Source organism: Kitasatospora purpeofusca (assembly GCF_042691725.1).
Taxonomy (GTDB): domain Bacteria; phylum Actinomycetota; class Actinomycetes; order Streptomycetales; family Streptomycetaceae; genus Kitasatospora; species Kitasatospora purpeofusca_B.
On sequence record NZ_CP170483.1, the window covers coordinates 6,227,927 to 6,245,858 of the forward strand.

Below are 17,932 nucleotides of genomic sequence, written 5' to 3' on the forward strand. Positions count from 1 at the left end.
CGCGCCCCCGGCCGGAGTCGGTACGGTGGACCCATGGCTGACCCGTCCACCTACCGCCCGGCGCCGGGTGCGATCCCCACCTCGCCCGGTGTCTACAAGTTCCGCGACGCCCACGGGCGGGTCATCTACGTCGGCAAGGCCAAGAGCCTGCGGCCGCGGCTCTCCTCCTACTTCCAGGACCTCGCCGGGCTGCACCCGCGCACCGCGACCATGGTCACCACCGCCGCCTCGGTGGAGTGGACCGTCGTCGCCACCGAGGTCGAGGCGCTCCAGCTGGAGTACTCCTGGATCAAGGAGTTCGACCCCCGGTTCAACGTCAAGTACCGCGACGACAAGAGCTATCCGGAACTCGCCGTCACCCTGAACGAGGAGTACCCGCGGGTCCAGGTGATGCGCGGGGCGCACAAGAAGGGCGTGCGCTACTTCGGCCCCTACGGCCACGCCTGGGCGATCCGCGAGACCGTCGACCTGCTGCTGCGCGTCTTCCCCGTCCGCACCTGCTCCAACGGCGTCTTCAAGCGCGCCCGCCAGGTCGGCCGCCCCTGCCTGCTCGGCTACATCGGCAAGTGCGCCGCACCCTGCGTCGGCCGGGTCTCGCCCGAGGAGCACCGCGCCCTCGCCGAGGACTTCTGCGACTTCATGGCCGGCCGCACCGGCAACTACCTGCGCCGGCTGGAGGCCGAGATGCAGGAGGCCGCCGCCGACCTGGAGTACGAGAAGGCGGCCCGGCTGCGCGACGACATCGGCGCGCTCAAGCGGGCCATGGAGAAGAACGCCATCGTCCTCGCCGACGCCACCGACGCCGATCTGCTGGCCGTCGCCGAGGACGAACTGGAGGCCGCCGTCCAGATCTTCCACGTCCGCGGCGGCCGGGTGCGCGGCCAGCGCGGCTGGGTCACCGACAAGGTCGAGGACGTCGACACCGCCGGCCTGGTCGAGCACGCCCTCCAGCAGCTCTACGGCGGCGGCAGCGAGTCCGTCCCCCGCGAGGTGCTCGTCCCCGCCCTCCCGGAACCCGTCGAGCCGGTCCGCGACTGGCTGAGCGGCCTGCGCGGCGCCCAGGTCGACCTGCGCATCCCGCAGCGCGGCGACAAGAAGGACCTGATGGCCACCGTGCAGCGCAACGCCCAGCAGGCGCTCTCGCTGCACAAGACCAAGCGCGCCTCCGACCTCACCACCCGCAGCCGGGCCCTCCAGGAGATCGCCGACGCGCTGGAGCTGGACAGCGTCCCGCTGCGCATCGAGTGCTTCGACATCTCCCACCTCCAAGGCGAGGACGTGGTCGCCTCCATGGTCGTCTTCGAGGACGGCCTGGCCCGCAAGAGCGAGTACCGCCGCTTCCAGATCAAGGGCTTCGAGGGCCAGGACGACGTCCGCTCGATGCACGAGGTGGTCGGCCGCCGCTTCCGCCGCTACCTCCAGGAGCGCGAGCAGACCGGCGAGTGGGCCGTCCCGGAGGAGGCCGAGGGCCCGGAGGAGGACGGCCGGCGCCCCGAGGACGGCCCGCGCACCGAGGAGGGCCGCCCCAGGCGCTTCGCCTACCCGCCCCAACTGCTCGTCGTCGACGGCGGTCAGCCCCAGGTCGCCGCCGCCCGGCGGGCCCTGGACGAGCTCGGCATCGACGACGTCGCGCTCTGCGGCCTGGCCAAGCGCCTGGAGGAGGTCTGGCTGCCCGGCGAGGACGACCCGGTCGTGCTCCCGCGCAGCAGCGAGGGCCTCTACCTGCTCCAGCGGGTCCGCGACGAGGCCCACCGCTTCGCCATCACCTACCAGCGCGGCAAGCGTTCCAAGCGACTCACCGCCGGAGAACTGGACTCCGTCCCCGGCCTCGGCGAGACTCGCCGTCAGGCGCTGCTCAAGCACTTCGGCTCGCTGAAGAAGCTCCGGGCGGCCACCGTCGACGAACTCTGCGCGGTCCCCGGCATCGGCCGGCGGACGGCGGAGACCGTTGCGGCGGCGTTGTCGTCCCGTACACCTGCCGCACCAGCCGTGAACACCGCCACGGGCGAGATCATCGAGGACGGCGCCGACGAGCCGGCGCCCGCGGCGCCCGAGACCGCACCCATCCAGGAGACGCCATGACGGCCGACGCCGCCCGTCAGCCGGCGCGCCCCGAACCCACTCGTCCGAGTGAGCCGGGGAAGCACGCCCGCGCGACGCGCGTTCTCCACAGCAGAACCACCGAGAGCGGGGAACCGAAGTGACCGTGTCCGATTACGGGGGGACCGCCCGGCCCGAGGCCGGCGGCGAGAACACCCCGGAGCTGGTGATCATCTCCGGCATGTCCGGAGCGGGCCGCTCCACCGCCGCCAAGTGCCTGGAGGACCTGGGCTGGTTCGTGGTGGACAACCTGCCCCCGGCCCTCATCCCGACCATGGTCGACCTCGGCGCCCGCTCCCAGGGCAACGTCGCCCGGATCGGCGCCGTGGTGGACGTCCGCGGCCGGCAGTTCTTCGACGACCTGCTGACCTCGCTGGACGAGCTGGAGAAGCGCGGCGTGCGGCTGCGCGTCGTCTTCCTGGACTCCTCCGACGAGGCCCTCGTCCGCCGCTTCGAGAGCGTGCGCCGCCCGCACCCGCTGCAGGCCGACGGCCGGATCGTCGACGGCATCGCCCAGGAGCGCGACCTGCTGCGCGAGCTGCGCGGCGAGGCCGACCTGGTGATCGACACCTCCAACCTCAACGTCCACCAGCTGCGCGCCAAGCTCGACGCCCAGTTCGCCGACCACGACGAGCCCGAGCTGCGCGCCACCGTGATGTCCTTCGGCTTCAAGTACGGCCTGCCGGTCGACGCCGACCTCGTGGTGGACTGCCGCTTCCTGCCCAACCCGCACTGGGTGCCCGAACTGCGGGCCCGCACCGGGACCGACGCGGACGTCGCCGACTACGTCTTCCAGCAGCCCGGGGCCAACGAGTTCCTCAACGGCTACGCCGAGCTGCTGCGCATTGTCACCGAGGGCTATCGACGCGAGGGGAAGCGTTACATGACCCTTGCCGTAGGCTGCACCGGTGGCAAGCACCGCAGCGTCGCGATGTCCGAGCGCCTGACGAAGCGTCTCATCGCCGACGGTGTGGAAACGGTGCTGGTCCACCGTGACATGGGACGGGAGTAGCCGCCGCACCCTGCCGGGCCGCCGGCGGAGGCCGGCGGCGGGCAAGAGGAACGCGAGGTAGGTGTGACGGGATACGTGCCCGGGCGGCAGTTCCAGAACAAGACCGCCGACCGGAGTGGGGCCCCGGCCCGGTCCACCGCGACCGGCCGGCCCCGCTCCGGGGCGGCCCGCACCGGTCCGTCCCGTCCCCACCCGGCCCCCCGGGCCAGTCATGCCGCCCGGACCAACCAGGCCCCGCGGATCACCGCGCTCGGCGGCGGCCAGGGCCTGTCCGCCTCGCTCTCCGCGCTGCGCCGGCTCACCACCGACCTCACCGCGGTGGTCACCGTCGCCGACGACGGCGGCTCCAGCGGCCGGCTGCGCGAGGAGCTCGGGGTGCTGCCCCCCGGCGACCTGCGCAAGGCGCTCGCCGCGCTCTGCGGCGACGACGACTGGGGCCGCACCTGGTCCGAGGTGATCCAGCAGCGCTTCACCGGCTCCGGCGAGCTGGGCGGCCACGCCGTCGGCAACCTGCTGATCGTCGCGCTCTGGGAGAAGCTCGGCGACCCGGTCGCCGCCCTGGACTGGGTCGGCCGGCTGCTCAACGTGCAGGGCCGGGTGCTGCCGATGTCGGCGGTGCCGCTGGACATCGAGGCGGTCGTCCGCGGCCACGACCCGGCCTTCCCGGCCGAGCTGGCCGCCGTCCGCGGCCAGGCCAATGTCGCGGTCACCCCCGGAACCGTGCAGTCCGTCCGGCTCCTGCCGGACGAGCCGCCCGCCGTGCCGGAGGCGGTCACCGCCGTCCGGGAGGCGGACTGGGTGGTGCTCGGCCCCGGCTCCTGGTTCACCAGCGTGCTGCCGCACCTGCTGGTGCCCGAGCTGGCCAAGGCGCTGGTGGAGACCCGCGCCCGCCGCCTGCTCACCCTGAACCTGGCCCCGCAGCCCGGCGAGACCGAGGGCTTCACCCCGCAGCGCCACCTGGACGTCATCGCCGACCACGCCCCCGCCCTCGCGGTGGATGCGATCCTGGTGGACGAGCGCGCCGTCACCGGCGGCGCCTTCGGCCAGGCGGACCTGGCCGGACTGGAAAAGGCCGCCGAGCGGATGGGAGCGGCCCTGGTGCTCGGCCGGGTCGCCCGTACCGACGGCACGCCGCGACACGACCCGGAGCTCTTGGCGGCAGCGTACGACCGGATTTTCCGGACACATGGAAGGATCGGGACATGGCGATGACTCCAGCGGTGAAGGACGAAATCAGCCGGCTCCCGGTCACCCGGGCCTGCTGCCGCAAGGCGGAGGTGTCGGCGATCCTGCGATTCGCGGGCGGGCTGCACATCGTGAGCGGCCGGATCGTGATCGAGGCGGAGCTCGACACCGGAGCCGCCGCGCGGCGTCTGCGCAAGGACCTGCTGGAGATCTTCGGACACTCCTCGGACCTGGTCGTGATGGCCCCCGGCGGGCTGCGGCGCGGCAGCCGGTACGTGGTCCGGGTGGTCAAGGACGGCGAGCTGCTCGCGCGCCAGACCGGCCTCGTGGACGGCCGCGGTCGCCCGATCCGCGGCCTGCCCCCGGCCGTGGTCTCCGGGGCCACCTGCGACGCCGAGGCGGCCTGGCGCGGGGCCTTCCTGGCGCACGGCTCGCTCACCGAGCCCGGCCGCTCCTCCTCGCTGGAGATCACCTGCCCCGGTTCGGAGGCCGCCCTCGCCCTGGTCGGCGCCGCCCGCCGGCTCGGCATCCCGGCCAAGGCCCGCGAGGTGCGCGGGGTCGACCGGGTGGTGATCCGCGACGGCGACGCGATCGGCGCGCTGCTCACCCGGCTCGGCGCGCACGAGTCGGTGCTGGCCTGGGAGGAGCGCCGGATGCGCCGCGAGGTGCGGGCCACCGCCAACCGGCTGGCCAACTTCGACGACGCCAACCTGCGCCGCTCGGCCCGGGCCGCGGTGGCGGCCGGCGCCCGGGTGCAGCGCGCGCTGGAGATCCTCGGCGAGGAGGTGCCCGAGCACCTGGCCGCCGCCGGCCAGCTGCGGATGCAGCACAAGCAGGCCTCGCTGGAGGAGCTGGGGGCGCTCGCCGACCCGCCGCTGACCAAGGACGCGGTGGCCGGCCGGATCCGCCGGCTGCTGGCGATGGCCGACAAGCGCGCCTCCGAGCTCGGCCTGCCGAGCACCGAGGCCAACCTCACCGACGAGATGGCGCTCAACTGACGCCGACGGTCACTCCCGGTGCCGATCCCTCCGCCGGTGTCCGCCTCCGCGGGCACCGGCGGAGGTGTGTCCGGAGGGTGGGACGGGGTGCTGACGGGGCCCCGCGCGGGGCCGGGACCAACTGCCCGGGAGGGCAAGGCCGGACGGCCCGGAATTGTTGTGAACACGCGCCACGCCAGGGGTTGCGCGGGCGTCTGATGTGCTCTACCCGGCCTCGGAGGGGTAGGGTCATAGGCGGTCGGGGACATCCCAAAATTCCACCCCGTCGGCATAGCGTCCGGCGTACCTAACGAGGAGATCGGTTCGTGACGATCCGGGTAGGCATCAACGGATTCGGCCGCATCGGCCGCAACTTCTTCCGTGCGGTTCAGGCCCAGGGCGCGGACATCGAGATCGTCGGTGTCAACGACCTGACCGACACCAAGACCCTGGCGCACCTGCTCAAGTACGACTCGATCCTGGGCACCTTCCCGGGCGAGGTGTCGCACACCGCCGACAGCATCACCGTCGACGGCAAGACCTTCAAGGTCATCGCCGAGCGTGACCCGGCCAACCTCCCCTGGGGCGAGCTGGGCGCGGACATCGTCATCGAGTCGACCGGCATCTTCACCAAGGCCGAGGCGGCCAAGAAGCATGTCGCGGCCGGCGCCAAGAAGGTCATCATCTCGGCGCCCGCCACCGACGAGGACATCACCATCGTCATGGGTGTCAACGACGAGAAGTACGACGCCGCGAAGCACACCGTCATCTCCAACGCCTCCTGCACCACCAACTGTGTGGCGCCGCTGGCCAAGGTGCTGAACGAGAGCTTCGGCATCGTCAAGGGTCTGATGACCACGGTGCACGCGTACACCAACGACCAGGTCACCCTGGACTTCCCGCACAAGGACCTGCGTCGCGCCCGCGCCGCGGCCCTCAACATCATTCCGACCTCGACCGGTGCCGCCAAGGCGACCGCGCTGGTCCTGCCGGAGCTCAAGGGCAAGCTGGACGGCACCTCGCTGCGCGTTCCGGTCCCGACCGGTTCGATCACCGACCTGGTCGTCACCCTGGAGCGCGACGTCACCGTCGCCGAGGTCAACGAGGCCTTCAAGAAGGCCTCCGAGACCACCCTCAAGGGCATCCTGCAGTACACCGAGGACCCGATCGTCTCCTCCGACATCGTGAACTCGCCGTTCTCCACGATCTTCGACTCGCTGCTGACCATGGCCCAGGGCAACCAGGTCAAGATCTTCGGCTGGTACGACAACGAGTGGGGCTACTCGAACCGCCTCGTCAACCTGACCACCCTCGTCGGTGCCGGGCTCTGACGCAGCGGGAGCTGACGTGAAGTAGGGGGGAGGGCCCGGAAGGCATGTGCGAAGCCGACCGGGCCCTCCGTCTGCGCACCCTCAACTCCCCATTGACGGCACAACGTTGTGTCGTCGCCTGCTCCACCATCTCGCCAGGAGACCGAAGACCGTGAAGACCATCGAAGATCTGGACGTCGCCGGTAGGCGCGTGTTCGTGCGCGCGGACCTGAACGTTCCGCTTTCCGACGGCACGATCACCGACGACGGCCGGATCCGCGCCGTCGCCCCGACCATCGCCAAGCTCGTCGAGCGTGGCGCGAAGGTCGTCGTCGCCTCCCACCTCGGCCGCCCCAAGGGCGCGCCGGATCCGCAGTTCTCCCTCGCGCCGGTGGCCGCCCGCCTCGGCGAGCTCCTCGGCAAGCCGGTCGCCTTCGCGACCGACACCGTGGGCGAGAGCGCGAAGGCCACCGTCGCCGCCCTGGCCGACGGCGAGGTCACGCTGCTCGAGAACCTGCGCTTCAACGCGGGTGAGACCAGCAAGGACGACGCCGAGCGCACCGCGTTCGCCGGGCAGTTGGCCGAGCTGGCCGACCTCTACGTGGGCGACGGCTTCGGCGCGGTGCACCGCAAGCACGCCTCGGTGTTCGACCTGCCGGCCCTGCTGCCGCACGCGGTCGGCGACCTGATCGCCACCGAGGTGGGCGTGCTCAAGCGCCTCACCGAGGACGTCGCGCGCCCGTACGTGGTGGTGCTCGGCGGTGCCAAGGTCTCCGACAAGGTCGGCGTGATCGAGAACCTGCTGCAGAAGGCCGACCGGATCCTGATCGGCGGCGGCATGGTGTACACCTTCCTCAAGGCCCAGGGCCACGAGGTCGGCGTCTCGCTGCTGCAGGAGGACCAGATCCCGACCGTCCAGGGCTACCTGGCGGAGGCGAAGGAGCGGGGCGTCGAGTTCGTCCTGCCGACCGACGTCCTGGTCTCCACCGGCTTCCCGGACCTCAAGACCAAGGCCCCGGCCACCTTCTCGGTCGTCGGCGTGGACGCGATCCCGGCCGACCAGCTGGGCCTGGACATCGGCCCGGAGAGCTGCGAGCTGTTCGCGGCGAAGCTGGCCGACGCCAAGACGGTGTTCTGGAACGGCCCGATGGGCGTCTTCGAGCACCCGGACTACGCCGCCGGCACCAAGGCCGTCGCGCAGGGCCTGCTCGACAGCGACGCGTTCTCCGTGGTCGGCGGCGGGGACTCCGCCGCGGCCGTTCGCATCCTGGGCTTCGACGAGACGAAGTTCGGGCACATCTCGACCGGCGGTGGCGCGAGCCTGGAGTACCTGGAGGGCAAGCAGCTCCCCGGTCTCACCGCCCTGGAAGGCTGAATCACGCATGACTGAGCGTCTCCCGCTGATGGCGGGCAACTGGAAGATGAACCTCAACCACCTCGAGGCCATCCAGCACACCCAGAAGCTGGCCTTCGCGCTGGCCGACAAGGACTACGCGGCGGTCGAGGTGGCCGTCCTGGTGCCGTTCACCGACCTCCGCTCGGTGCAGACCCTGGTCGACGGCGACAAGCTGAAGATCAAGTACGGCTCGCAGGACATCTCGCAGCACGACGGCGGTGCCTACACCGGCGAGGTCTCCGGCCCGATGCTGGCCAAGCTGAAGTGCGCCTACGCGGTGATCGGCCACTCGGAGCGCCGCCAGTACCACGGCGAGGACGAGGCGATCGTCAACGCCAAGGTGAAGGCCGCCTACCGCAGCGGGATCACCCCGATCCTGTGCATCGGCGAGCCGCTGGAGATCCGCAAGGCCGGCACCCACGTCGAGCACACCCTGGCCCAGCTCGACGGTGCCCTCGACGGCGTCCCGGCCGCGCAGGCCGAGTCGATCGTGGTCGCCTACGAGCCGGTCTGGGCGATCGGCACCGGCGAGGTGGCGACCCCCGAGGACGCCCAGGAGGTCTGCGCCGCCATCCGCGCGCGGATCGCCGAGCTGTACGACGCCGAGCTGGCCGGCAAGGTCCGGGTGCTCTACGGCGGTTCGGTCAAGTCGTCGAGCGCGGCCGGCCTGATGGCCAAGCCCGACATCGACGGCGGCCTGATCGGCGGAGCCTCGCTGGACGCCGATGAGTTCGTCAAGATCGTGCGGTACCGTGAGCAGGCAGTAGGCTAACGCCGCCGCAGCAACGTAGGCTTTGGGGCCGGACCACCCGCCGTGGTCCGGCCCCTTCGCCGAAGATACGAGAGAGTTGGTCGCGTCGTGGTTCTCGGGTTCTCGATTGCCCTGATCGTCTTCAGCCTGCTGATGATCCTCCTGGTGCTGCTGCACAAGGGGAAGGGCGGCGGCCTGTCGGACATGTTCGGTGGCGGCGCGATGTCCACCGGCGGCGGCTCGGCGGTGGCCGAGCGCAACCTGGACCGCATCACGATCGTGGTCGGTCTCGGCTGGTTCGCCTGCCTCCTGGTGCTCGGCCTGGTCCTGAAGTACAAGGGCTGACATACCTCTGACGCCCCGTCGCCCCACGGCTTATCCTGGAAAGGTCCGGGGCGGAGCCGGTGGTGGCGCATGCTTAACTCCTGCTTACACTAGGACGACTTTCGCCACCGACGCGCGTCGCGCGCGTCGGCGCACCAGCACGCAGGGGAGTCAGACCGTGGCAAGTGGCAACGCCATCCGTGGCAGCAGGGTCGGAGCCGGCCCGATGGGTGAGGCGGAGCGCGGCGAATCCGCCCCCCGCAACCGGATCTCCTTCTGGTGCGCGAACAAGCACGAGACCCGGCCGAGCTTCGCGGCCGAAGCGGTGATCCCGGAGACCTGGGACTGTCCGCGCTGCGGCTTCCCGGCCGGCCAGGACGAGCACAACCCGCCCGCGCCCTCCCGCAACGAGCCGTACAAGACCCACCTCGCCTACGTCCGCGAGCGGCGCACCGACGCCGACGGCGAGGCGATCCTCGCCGAGGCGCTGGCCAAGCTCCGGGGCGAGATCTGACCGCAGGCGAACGACGAAGGGCGCCACCCGACCGGGTGGCGCCCTTCGTCGTTCCCCGGCCTCAGGCCGAGGCCGGTGGGTACAGCTGGGGCGGCAGCTGGGACGCCGCGGCGCGGTCCAGCAGCCACAGGGTGCGACCGGTGCCGTGCGCGCCGGAGGCGGGCGCCTGGAGCTCGCCGGGGCCGGACAGGGCCACCGCCACCGCGCCCGCCTTGTCCTCGCCGGCCGCCAGCAGCCAGACCTCGCGGGCGTTGCGGATGGCCGGCAGGGTGAGCGAGATCCGGGTGGGCGGCGGCTTCGGCGCGCCGCGCACGCCGATCACCGTCAGCTCGGTCTCCCGCACGCCCGGGTGCTCCGGGAAGAGCGAGGCGACATGGGTGTCCGGGCCGACACCGAGCAGCAGCACGTCGAAGGCCGGGACGCCGGCCCGGTCGCCCGGCCCGGCCGCCTTCGCCAGCTCCTGCGCGTAGCGGGCGGCCGCGGCGTCGACGTCCGAGCCGTCGACGCCGTCCGAGGCGGGCATCTCGTGCACCCGCGCCGGGTCGAGCGCAACGGCGTCCAGCAGTTCGGCGCGGGCCTGCACGGCGTTGCGCTCCGGGTCGCCGGAGAGCAGGAACCGCTCGTCGCCCCACCAGAGGTCCAGCCGCGCCCAGTCGACCGCGTCGCGCGCCGGGGAGGCGGCGATCGCGGCCAGCAGGGCGTTGCCGTTGCGTCCGCCGGTGAGCACCACCGAGGCGGTGCCGCGGGCGGCCTGGGCGTCCACGATCCGGGTGATCAGCCGGGCCGCGGCCGCCTGGGCCATCAGCTCCTTGTCCCGGTGGACGACCAGTTGCGGGGTGGCCGCCGTCATGCCTCCGCCTTCTTGGCGGTGCGCTTGCCGGCCGTCTTCTTCGCGGTGCCGGGGGCCGCGTCGGCGGTCACCCGGGCCGGGTTGGCGACCTGCTCGCCCTCCTGCGCGGACGTCTCGGCGGCGGCCTCGGCGGCCACCGCGGTCGCCACCGCCTGCTCGGCGTCGTCCGGCTCCTTGAGCCGGTCGACGGGCGTGCGCACGGCCGCCGCGTAGATGTCGTCCGGGTCGAGCCGGCGCAGCTCCTCGGCGATCAGCTCCGAGGTCTCGCGCCGCTTGAGCGCCACTTGGCGGTCCGGCGAGCCGGGCATCGAGAGCGTGCCCATCAGGCCGTCCGGGCGGTCCAGGGTGATGTCCCCGTCCTTGGTGCGCAGGTGCACCGCGGTGATGCCCGGGCCGTTGGTGACGACCCGCTCGACCGGCGCGTGCAGGCGGTTGTGCAGCCACAGGCCGAGCAGCTCGACGCTGGGGTTGTACGACTCGCCCTCGACCACCGCGGAGGTGATCTCCGACGGCCGCTGGTCCAGCGCGGCGGCCAGCATCGAGCGCCAGCCGGTGATCCGGGTCCAGGCCAGGTCGGTGTCGCCCGGGGTGTAGCTCTGGGCCCGCTGGGCGAGCTGGCCGACCGGGGACTCGGCGGTGACCGCGTCGGTGATCCGGCGCTGGGCGAGCGCGCCCAGCGGGTCCTGCGCCGGGTGCAGCGGCGCGTTGTCCGGCCACCAGACCACCACCGGGGCGTCCGGCAGCAGCAGCGGCAGGACGACCGACTGGGCGTGCGCGGCGAGTTCGCCGTGCATCCGCAGGACGACGGTCTCCCCGGAGCCGGCGTCGGAGCCGACCAGGACCTCGGCGTCCAGACGGGTCTCGGCGCGGGCCCGGGGCGAGCGCCCGGCGCGCTTGATGACCGCCAGGGTGCGCGAGGGGTGCTCGCGGGAGGCGTCGTTGGCGGCCTTGAGGGCGTCGTACGCGCTGCCCTCGTCGGTCACGATCACCAGGGTGAGCACCATGCCGGCGGCGGTGGAGCCGCTGGCGCGGCGCGCCGCCATGAGTGCTGCGTTGATCTTGCCGGACGTGGTGTCCGTGAGGTCGATCTTCATGGCCGGCGCCAGCTCCTGCCGTCTCGTGCGAGCATCTCGTCCGCCTCGGCCGGGCCCCAGGTGCCGGCCGCGTACTCGGCGGGCTTGCCGTGGGCGTCCCAGTACTTCTCGATCGGGTCGAGGATCTGCCAGGAGAGCTCGACCTCCTGGTGGCGCGGGAAGAGGTTGGCGTCACCGAGCAGCACGTCGAGGATGAGCCGCTCGTAGGCCTCCGGGGAGGACTCGGTGAAGGACTCGCCGTAGGCGAAGTCCATCGTGACGTCCCGGACCTCGAAGGAGGTGCCCGGCACCTTGGAGCCGAACCGCACGGTGACGCCCTCGTCCGGCTGCACCCGGATGACCAGGGCGTTCTGCCCCAGCTCCTCGGTGGCGTAGGAGTCGAACGGCAGGTACGGGGCGCGCTGGAAGACCACCGCGATCTCGGTGACCCGGCGGCCCAGCCGCTTGCCGGTGCGCAGGTAGAACGGCACGCCGGCCCAGCGGCGGTTGTTGATCTCCAGCTTGATGGCCGCGTAGGTGTCGGTCTTGGACTCCGGGTCGATGCCGTCCTCGTCGAGGTAGCCGCCGACCTCCTCGCCGCCCTGCCAGCCGGCCGTGTACTGGCCGCGCACGGTGTGCAGGCCGAGGTCGGCCGGGAGCTTGACCGCGCTCAGCACCTTGAGCTTCTCGGCCACCAGCGCCTTCGGGTGGAAGGACGCCGGCTCCTCGATGGCGGTGAGCGCCATCAGCTGCAGCAGGTGGTTCTGGATGACGTCACGGGCCGAGCCGATGCCGTCGTAGTATCCGGCCCGGCCGCCGATGCCGATGTCCTCGGCCATGGTGATCTGCACGTGGTCGACGTACGACCGGTTCCAGATCGGCTCGAACATCTGGTTGGCGAAACGGAGCGCCAGGATGTTCTGGACGGTCTCCTTGCCCAGGTAGTGGTCGATCCGGAAGACCTCGTCCCGGGGGAAGACCTCGTGGACGATCCGGTTCAGTTCCTGGGCGGACTCCAGGTCGTGGCCGAACGGCTTCTCGATGACGGCGCGGCGCCAGGAACCCTGCGGGGGGTCGGTCAGACCGTGCTTCTTGAGCTGCTGGACGACGGTCGGGAAGAACTTCGGCGGGACGGACAGGTAGAAGGCGAAGTTGCCGCTGGTCCCCTGCGCCTTGTCCAGCTCCTCGATGGTCGCGCGGAGCTTGTCGAAGGCCTCGTCGTCGTCGAAGGTGCCGTGGACGAAGCGCATGCCCTTGGCGAGCTGCTGCCAGACCTCCTCGCGGAAGGGGGTGCGGGCGTGCTCCTTGACGGCGTCGTGCACCTCCTGGGCGAAGTCCTCGTCGTCCCACTCGCGGCGCGCGAAGCCGACGAGCGAGAAGCCCGGCGGCAGCAGGCCGCGGTTGGCCAGGTCGTAGACGGCCGGCATCAGCTTCTTGCGGGACAGGTCACCGGTGACCCCGAAGATGACCAGGCCGGACGGCCCCGCGATGCGCGGGAGCCGCCGGTCGGAGGGGTCGCGAAGCGGGTTGACAGGCGCCGGCGGGAGATTGTCCGCGTCCGAATCCGGCGCCAACTCGGGGAAGTCAGTGCTCACTTGATGGGCTCCGCTTTCGTGCGCTGTGAGCAGGGGGTCACTTCTCGCCGGCGCCGTGCTTGTCCGACAGCGCGGCGAGCGAGGCGGTGACGGTGTCGAGCAGCTCCTTCCAGGACTGCTCGAACTTCTCGACGCCCTCGTCCTCCAGCACCTGGACCACGTCGTCGTAGTCCACGCCGGCGGCGGCGATGGCGTCCATCACGGCCTTGGCGTCGGCGTAGTTCGCGACGATGGTGCCGCCGGTGACCACGCCGTGGTCGTCGGTGGCGTCCAGGGTGGCCTCGGGCATCGTGTTGACGGTGCCGGGGGCGACCAGCTCGGTGACGTACAGGGTGTCCGGCAGGGCCGGGTCCTTGACGCCGGTGGACGCCCAGAGCGGGCGCTGCGGCTTGGCGCCGGCGGCCTCCAGGGAGCGCCAGCGGGCGGTGCCGGCGGTCTTGCCGTCGACGCTGCCGAAGACCTCCTCGTAGGCCTGGTAGGCGAGGCGGGCGTTGGCCAGGGCGGCCTTGGAGCGGAGGTTCTTGGCCTCGCCGCCGATCTTGTCCAGGCGCTTGTCGATCTCGCTGTCGACGCGGGAGACGAAGAAGGAGGCGACCGACTCGATCTGGGAGAGGTCCAGGCCCTTGGCCTTGGCGGCCTCCAGGCCGGTCAGGTAGGCGTCGATGACGGCCTTGTAGCGCTCCAGCGAGAAGATCAGCGTGACGTTGACGCTGATGCCCTTGCCGATGACCTCGCCGATCGCGGGCAGGCCGGCCTTGGTGGCGGGGATCTTGATGAAGACGTTCGGGCGGTCGACCAGCCACCACAGCTGCTTGGCCTCGGCCACGGTGGCGGCGGTCTCGTGGGCCAGCCGCGGGTCCACCTCGATGGAGACCCGGCCGTCACGGCCGTTGGACGCGTCGTAGACCGGGCGCAGCACGTCGGCGGCGTCGCGCACGTCCGAGGTGGTGATCATGCGGACGGCCTCGTCGGTGGTGACCTTGCGGACGGCGAGGTCGCGCAGCTGGCCGTCGTAGGAGCTGTCGCCGCCGCCGATGGCCTTCTGGAAGATGGTCGGGTTGGTGGTGACGCCCACCACGTGCTTGTGCTGCACCAGCTCGGCGAGGTTCCCGGTGTTCAGCCGCTTGCGGCTGAGGTCGTCCAGCCAGATCGCCACGCCTTCGTCGCTGAGGCGCTTCAATGCGTCAGTCATGGTGCTTCAGTCCCTTGGATTCTGTGCGTGTGGGGGTGGTCGAAGGGCCGCGTACCCGCTGTGCGGGCGGGTACGCGGCCCGGTGCCGCTAGCGGTTGACGGCCTCGAGCGAACGCAGCGCGTTGTGGGCCTCGGCGACGACGCGCTCGGCGGTGATGCCGAACTCCTCGAAGAGCACCTTGTAGTCGGCGGAGGCGCCGAAGTGGTCCAGCGAGACGATCCGGCCGTGGTCGCCGACCAGCTCGCGCCAGCCCTGGGCGATGCCGGCCTCGACCGAGACGCGGGCCTTGACCGACGGCGGCAGCACGCTGTCGCGGTAGGCCTGGTCCTGCTCCTGGAACCACTCGAAGGACGGCAGCGAGACGACGCGGGTGGCGATGCCCTCGGCCTCCAGGACCTCGCGGGCCTTGACGGCCAGCTGGACCTCGGAGCCGGTGCCGAGCAGGATCACCTGCGGGGTGCCGCTGGAGGCCTCGGCCAGGACGTAGCCGCCCTTCGCGGTGTCCTCGGCGTTGCCGTAGGACGCGCGGTCGAAGGTCGGGACGTTCTGGCGGGTGAGCGCAAGGCCGACCGGGCCCGGGTGGGTGGTCTGGCGCTCGATGACGGTGCGCCAGGCGACGGCCGTCTCGTTGGCGTCGGCCGGGCGGACCACGGTCAGGCCCGGGATGGCGCGCAGCGAGGCCAGGTGCTCGACCGGCTGGTGGGTCGGGCCGTCCTCGCCGAGGCCGATGGAGTCGTGCGTCCACACGTAGGTGACCGGCAGCTTCATCAGGGCGGCCAGGCGGACGGCCGGGCGCATGTAGTCGGCGAAGACCAGGAAGGTGCCGCCGTAGACGCGGGTCTTCCCGTGCAGCGCGATGCCGTTCATGGTGGAGCCCATGGCGTGCTCGCGGATGCCGAAGTGGATGGTGCGGCCGTACGGGCCGGCCGTCTTCAGCGGGTTGCCCTCGGGGAGGAAGGAGCTGTCCTCGTCGATGGTGGTGAGGTTGGACTCGGCGAGGTCGGCCGAGCCGCCCCACAGCTCCGGGATCACCGCGCCGAGGGCCTTGAGGGTCTCGCCGCTGGCCTTGCGGGTGGCGACGTCCTTGCCGGCCTCGAAGACCGGAATGGCCTTCTTCCAGCCGTCGGGCAGCTCGCCGGCCTCGATCCGGTCGAACTCGGCGGCGCGCTGCGGGTTGGCGGCGCGCCAGGCGTCGAGGGACTGCTGCCACTCGGCGCGGGCGGCCTTGCCGCGCTTGACGACCAGCCGGGCGTGCTCGATGACGTGGTCGCTGACCTCGAAGGTCTTCTCCGGGTCGAAGCCCAGGACCTTCTTGGTGGCGGCGATCTCGGCGGCGCCGAGCGCGGAGCCGTGGGCCTTGGCGGTGTTCTGGGCGTCCGGGGCCGGCCAGGCGATGATCGTGCGCATCGCGATCATCGACGGGCGGGAGGTCTCGGCCTTCGCGGCGGCCAGCGCCTCGGCGAGCGCGGCGACGTCGATGTCGCCGTTGGCCTTCGGCGTGACGCGCTGGACGTGCCAGCCGTACGCCTCGTAGCGCTTGAGGACGTCCTCGGAGAAGGCCGTCTCGGTGTCGCCCTCGATCGAGATGTGGTTGTCGTCGTACAGGGCGACCAGGTTGCCGAGCTTCTGGTGGCCGGCCAGCGAGGAGGCCTCGGCGGAGATGCCCTCCTCCAGGTCGCCGTCGGAGACGACGGCCCAGACGGTGTGGTCGAACGGCGACTCGCCGGCCGGGGCGTCCGGGTCGAACAGGCCGCGCTCGAAGCGGGCGGCCATGGCCATGCCCACCGCGTTGCCGATGCCCTGGCCGAGCGGGCCGGTGGTGGTCTCGACGCCGGCGGTGTGGCCGTGCTCGGGGTGGCCGGGGGTGCGGCTGCCCGCGACCCGGAAGGCCTTGAGGTCGTCCAGCTCCAGGCCGTAGCCGGAGAAGTAGAGCTGGGTGTACAGCGTCAGGCTGGTGTGACCGGGGGAGAGGACGAACCGGTCACGGCCGACCCAGGACGGGTCGGTGGGGTCGTGGCGCAGGAAGCGCTGGAAGATCAGGTAGGCGGCCGGGGCCAGCGACATGGCCGTCCCGGGGTGTCCGTTGCCGACCTTCTGGACCGCGTCCATCGCCAGGACCCGGGCCGTGTCGACGGTCCGCTCGTCGAGGTCCGACCACTCGAATGCATTCGGCGTCGTGCTCACCCTGTCTCAGGGCTCCTTCCATGGTGAAGAGTGACCCCGTGAGGGACCGGGTCGGCCACGTCGCTGGGGCCGGACGCTGAGGTGGTGCCGGTCACGGAGGGTAGATCCCGCTTCTGTGGGCGAGCCTACCGTCCGGGCCGGGGCTCACCCTCCGTGGTGGGACAACTCAGGCATGTTGGCCGTCATTCCCCGGTCGGTCCGTGGACGACCGTGCGTCGGCACGGCCGGCCCCTTTGTCCACCCTCGCCCGGATCCGTCCGGTTCGCCTCTCCGGGGTGCGGGACGGGGGACGGCGCCCCGGAGCGGGCCGCTGCGGCAACGTTCCAGGTGGGGCCGGTGGGGGTTCACCCGGGGGTGTGCGTTCCGCCTCGCCGGGGCACCCCGGGGCCGGTGGGGAGATATGGAGCGTCTAAGGTGGCGTGGTACGCGCAGAGCGGACGATTCGGGAGACAACGTTCCGGTGGCCGCCTGTGAGGATTCATCTTCAGTTGGGGTGTTAGTGACCGCCGTCGAATCCCGTCCCGCCGGGGTCACCGGGGCGACGCCTGCGCACCGGCCGTTCGGGGCCCGTGTCGGCGCCTTCGTCGCACTGACCAAACCGCGGATCATCGAGCTGCTGCTGATCACCACGGTGCCGGTGATGTTCCTGGCGGAACGCGGTGTGCCGGACCTGCTGCTGGTGCTGAAGGTGGTCCTCGGCGGGTACCTCTCGGCGGGCGGCGCCAACGCCCTCAACATGTACATCGACCGCGACATCGACGCGGTGATGTCCCGCACCGAGCGACGGCCGATCGTCACCGGCATGGTCTCGCCGCGCGAGGCGCTGGTGTTCGGCATCGCGCTCGGCGTCCTGTCGACGGTCTGGCTGGGCGTCCTGGTCAACTGGCTGTCCTCGGCGCTGGCGCTCGGCGCCCTGCTCTTCTATGTGTTCGTCTACACGCTGGGGCTCAAGCGGCGCACCGCGCAGAACATCGTCTGGGGCGGGATCGCCGGCTGCATGCCGGTCTTCGTCGGCTGGGCGGCCGTCACCAACTCGGTCTCCTGGTCGGCGCTGGTGCTGTTCCTGGTGATCTTCTTCTGGACGCCGCCGCACTACTGGCCGCTGTCGATGAAGGTCCGCGAGGACTACGCCCGGGCCGGCGTGCCGATGCTGCCGGTGGTCAAGGGCAACCTGGCGGTCGCCAAGCAGATCGTCGCCTACTCCTGGGTGATGGTGGCGGTCTCGCTGCTGCTGTGGCCGCTGGCCGACACCAGCTGGCTCTACCCGGTGGCGGCGGTGCTGCTCGGCGCGGCCTGGCTCAAGGAGGCGCACGCGCTGTACGGGCGGGCCAAGGCCGGCGTGGTGGGCGCCAAGCTCAAGGAGATGCGGCTGTTCCACTGGTCGATCACCTACCTGACGCTGCTGTTCGTGGTGATCGCGGTGGACCCGTTCGTGAAGTGAGGCGATGACTGCCGAGAAGGCCCCGGT

General features: G+C 71.6%; 15 protein-coding genes. 10 read left to right on the plus strand and 5 right to left on the minus strand.

The genetic code is table 11. The features are described from left to right. Positions 1 to 33 precede the first annotated feature (33 nt). The 9 genes from uvrC (at position 34) to ACFCLZ_RS26880 (ending at position 9,569) form a co-directional block, all read left to right on the plus strand. Positions 34 to 2,082, plus strand: coding sequence for an excinuclease ABC subunit UvrC (gene uvrC, locus ACFCLZ_RS26840; protein ID WP_380280025.1), 2,049 nt, complete (start codon positions 34 to 36; stop codon positions 2,080 to 2,082). Positions 2,083 to 2,200: 118 nt separating this feature from the next. Continuing rightward, positions 2,201 to 3,112, plus strand: coding sequence for an RNase adapter RapZ (rapZ, locus tag ACFCLZ_RS26845; protein ID WP_344324851.1), 912 nt, complete (start codon positions 2,201 to 2,203; stop codon positions 3,110 to 3,112). Positions 3,113 to 3,175: 63 nt separating this feature from the next. After that, positions 3,176 to 4,324, plus strand: a complete 1,149-nt coding sequence (yvcK, locus tag ACFCLZ_RS26850; RefSeq protein ID WP_380280027.1) for a uridine diphosphate-N-acetylglucosamine-binding protein YvcK — start codon at positions 3,176 to 3,178, stop codon at positions 4,322 to 4,324. Further along, positions 4,315 to 5,295, plus strand: a complete 981-nt coding sequence (gene whiA, locus ACFCLZ_RS26855; protein WP_148642545.1) for a DNA-binding protein WhiA — start codon at positions 4,315 to 4,317, stop codon at positions 5,293 to 5,295. Before yvcK ends, whiA begins: the two co-directional genes overlap by 10 nt. A 305-nt stretch (positions 5,296 to 5,600) precedes the next feature. Continuing rightward, positions 5,601 to 6,605, plus strand: a complete 1,005-nt coding sequence (gap, locus tag ACFCLZ_RS26860) for a type I glyceraldehyde-3-phosphate dehydrogenase (RefSeq protein ID WP_380280029.1) — start codon at positions 5,601 to 5,603, stop codon at positions 6,603 to 6,605. Positions 6,606 to 6,756: 151 nt separating this feature from the next. Next, on the plus strand, positions 6,757 to 7,959 hold the full coding sequence (locus ACFCLZ_RS26865; protein ID WP_380280031.1) for a phosphoglycerate kinase: 1,203 nt from the start codon (positions 6,757 to 6,759) through the stop codon (positions 7,957 to 7,959). A gap of 7 nt (positions 7,960 to 7,966) precedes the next feature. Then, complete coding sequence (tpiA, locus tag ACFCLZ_RS26870; RefSeq protein ID WP_380280033.1) at positions 7,967 to 8,752, plus strand: triose-phosphate isomerase; 786 nt, start codon at positions 7,967 to 7,969, stop codon at positions 8,750 to 8,752. An 87-nt stretch (positions 8,753 to 8,839) separates the two neighbouring features. Beyond that, positions 8,840 to 9,076, plus strand: a complete 237-nt coding sequence (gene secG, locus ACFCLZ_RS26875) for a preprotein translocase subunit SecG (RefSeq protein WP_380280035.1) — start codon at positions 8,840 to 8,842, stop codon at positions 9,074 to 9,076. Positions 9,077 to 9,233: 157 nt separating this feature from the next. After that, entirely contained in the window at positions 9,234 to 9,569 is a 336-nt protein-coding gene (locus tag ACFCLZ_RS26880; RefSeq protein ID WP_207811681.1) for an RNA polymerase-binding protein RbpA, read from the plus strand. A 61-nt stretch (positions 9,570 to 9,630) separates the two neighbouring features. Here ACFCLZ_RS26880 and pgl read toward each other — a convergent pair whose 3' ends face one another. The 5 genes from pgl to tkt all read right to left on the minus strand — a co-directional run bounded on the left by pgl (position 9,631) and on the right by tkt (position 16,464). Beyond that, on the minus strand, positions 9,631 to 10,419 hold the full coding sequence (pgl, locus tag ACFCLZ_RS26885; RefSeq protein ID WP_380280037.1) for a 6-phosphogluconolactonase: 789 nt from the start codon (positions 10,417 to 10,419) through the stop codon (positions 9,631 to 9,633). Beyond that, positions 10,416 to 11,513, minus strand: coding sequence for a glucose-6-phosphate dehydrogenase assembly protein OpcA (opcA, locus tag ACFCLZ_RS26890; protein ID WP_380280039.1), 1,098 nt, complete (start codon positions 11,511 to 11,513; stop codon positions 10,416 to 10,418). Before opcA ends, pgl begins: the two co-directional genes overlap by 4 nt. After that, positions 11,510 to 13,066, minus strand: coding sequence for a glucose-6-phosphate dehydrogenase (zwf, locus tag ACFCLZ_RS26895; RefSeq protein WP_380286296.1), 1,557 nt, complete (start codon positions 13,064 to 13,066; stop codon positions 11,510 to 11,512). The genes opcA and zwf overlap by 4 nt, the downstream gene beginning before the upstream one ends. Positions 13,067 to 13,124: 58 nt before the next feature. Next, positions 13,125 to 14,279 (minus strand): transaldolase, encoded by a 1,155-nt coding sequence (tal, locus tag ACFCLZ_RS26900; protein WP_380280040.1) that lies wholly within the window; start codon positions 14,277 to 14,279, stop codon positions 13,125 to 13,127. An 88-nt stretch (positions 14,280 to 14,367) separates the two neighbouring features. Continuing rightward, positions 14,368 to 16,464, minus strand: coding sequence for a transketolase (tkt, locus tag ACFCLZ_RS26905; protein ID WP_380280042.1), 2,097 nt, complete (start codon positions 16,462 to 16,464; stop codon positions 14,368 to 14,370). Positions 16,465 to 16,963: 499 nt separating this feature from the next. Here tkt and ACFCLZ_RS26910 point away from each other — a divergent pair, with 499 nt between their 5' ends. Beyond that, positions 16,964 to 17,905, plus strand: coding sequence for a heme o synthase (locus tag ACFCLZ_RS26910; RefSeq protein ID WP_380280044.1), 942 nt, complete (start codon positions 16,964 to 16,966; stop codon positions 17,903 to 17,905). Positions 17,906 to 17,932: the final 27 nt, after the last annotated feature.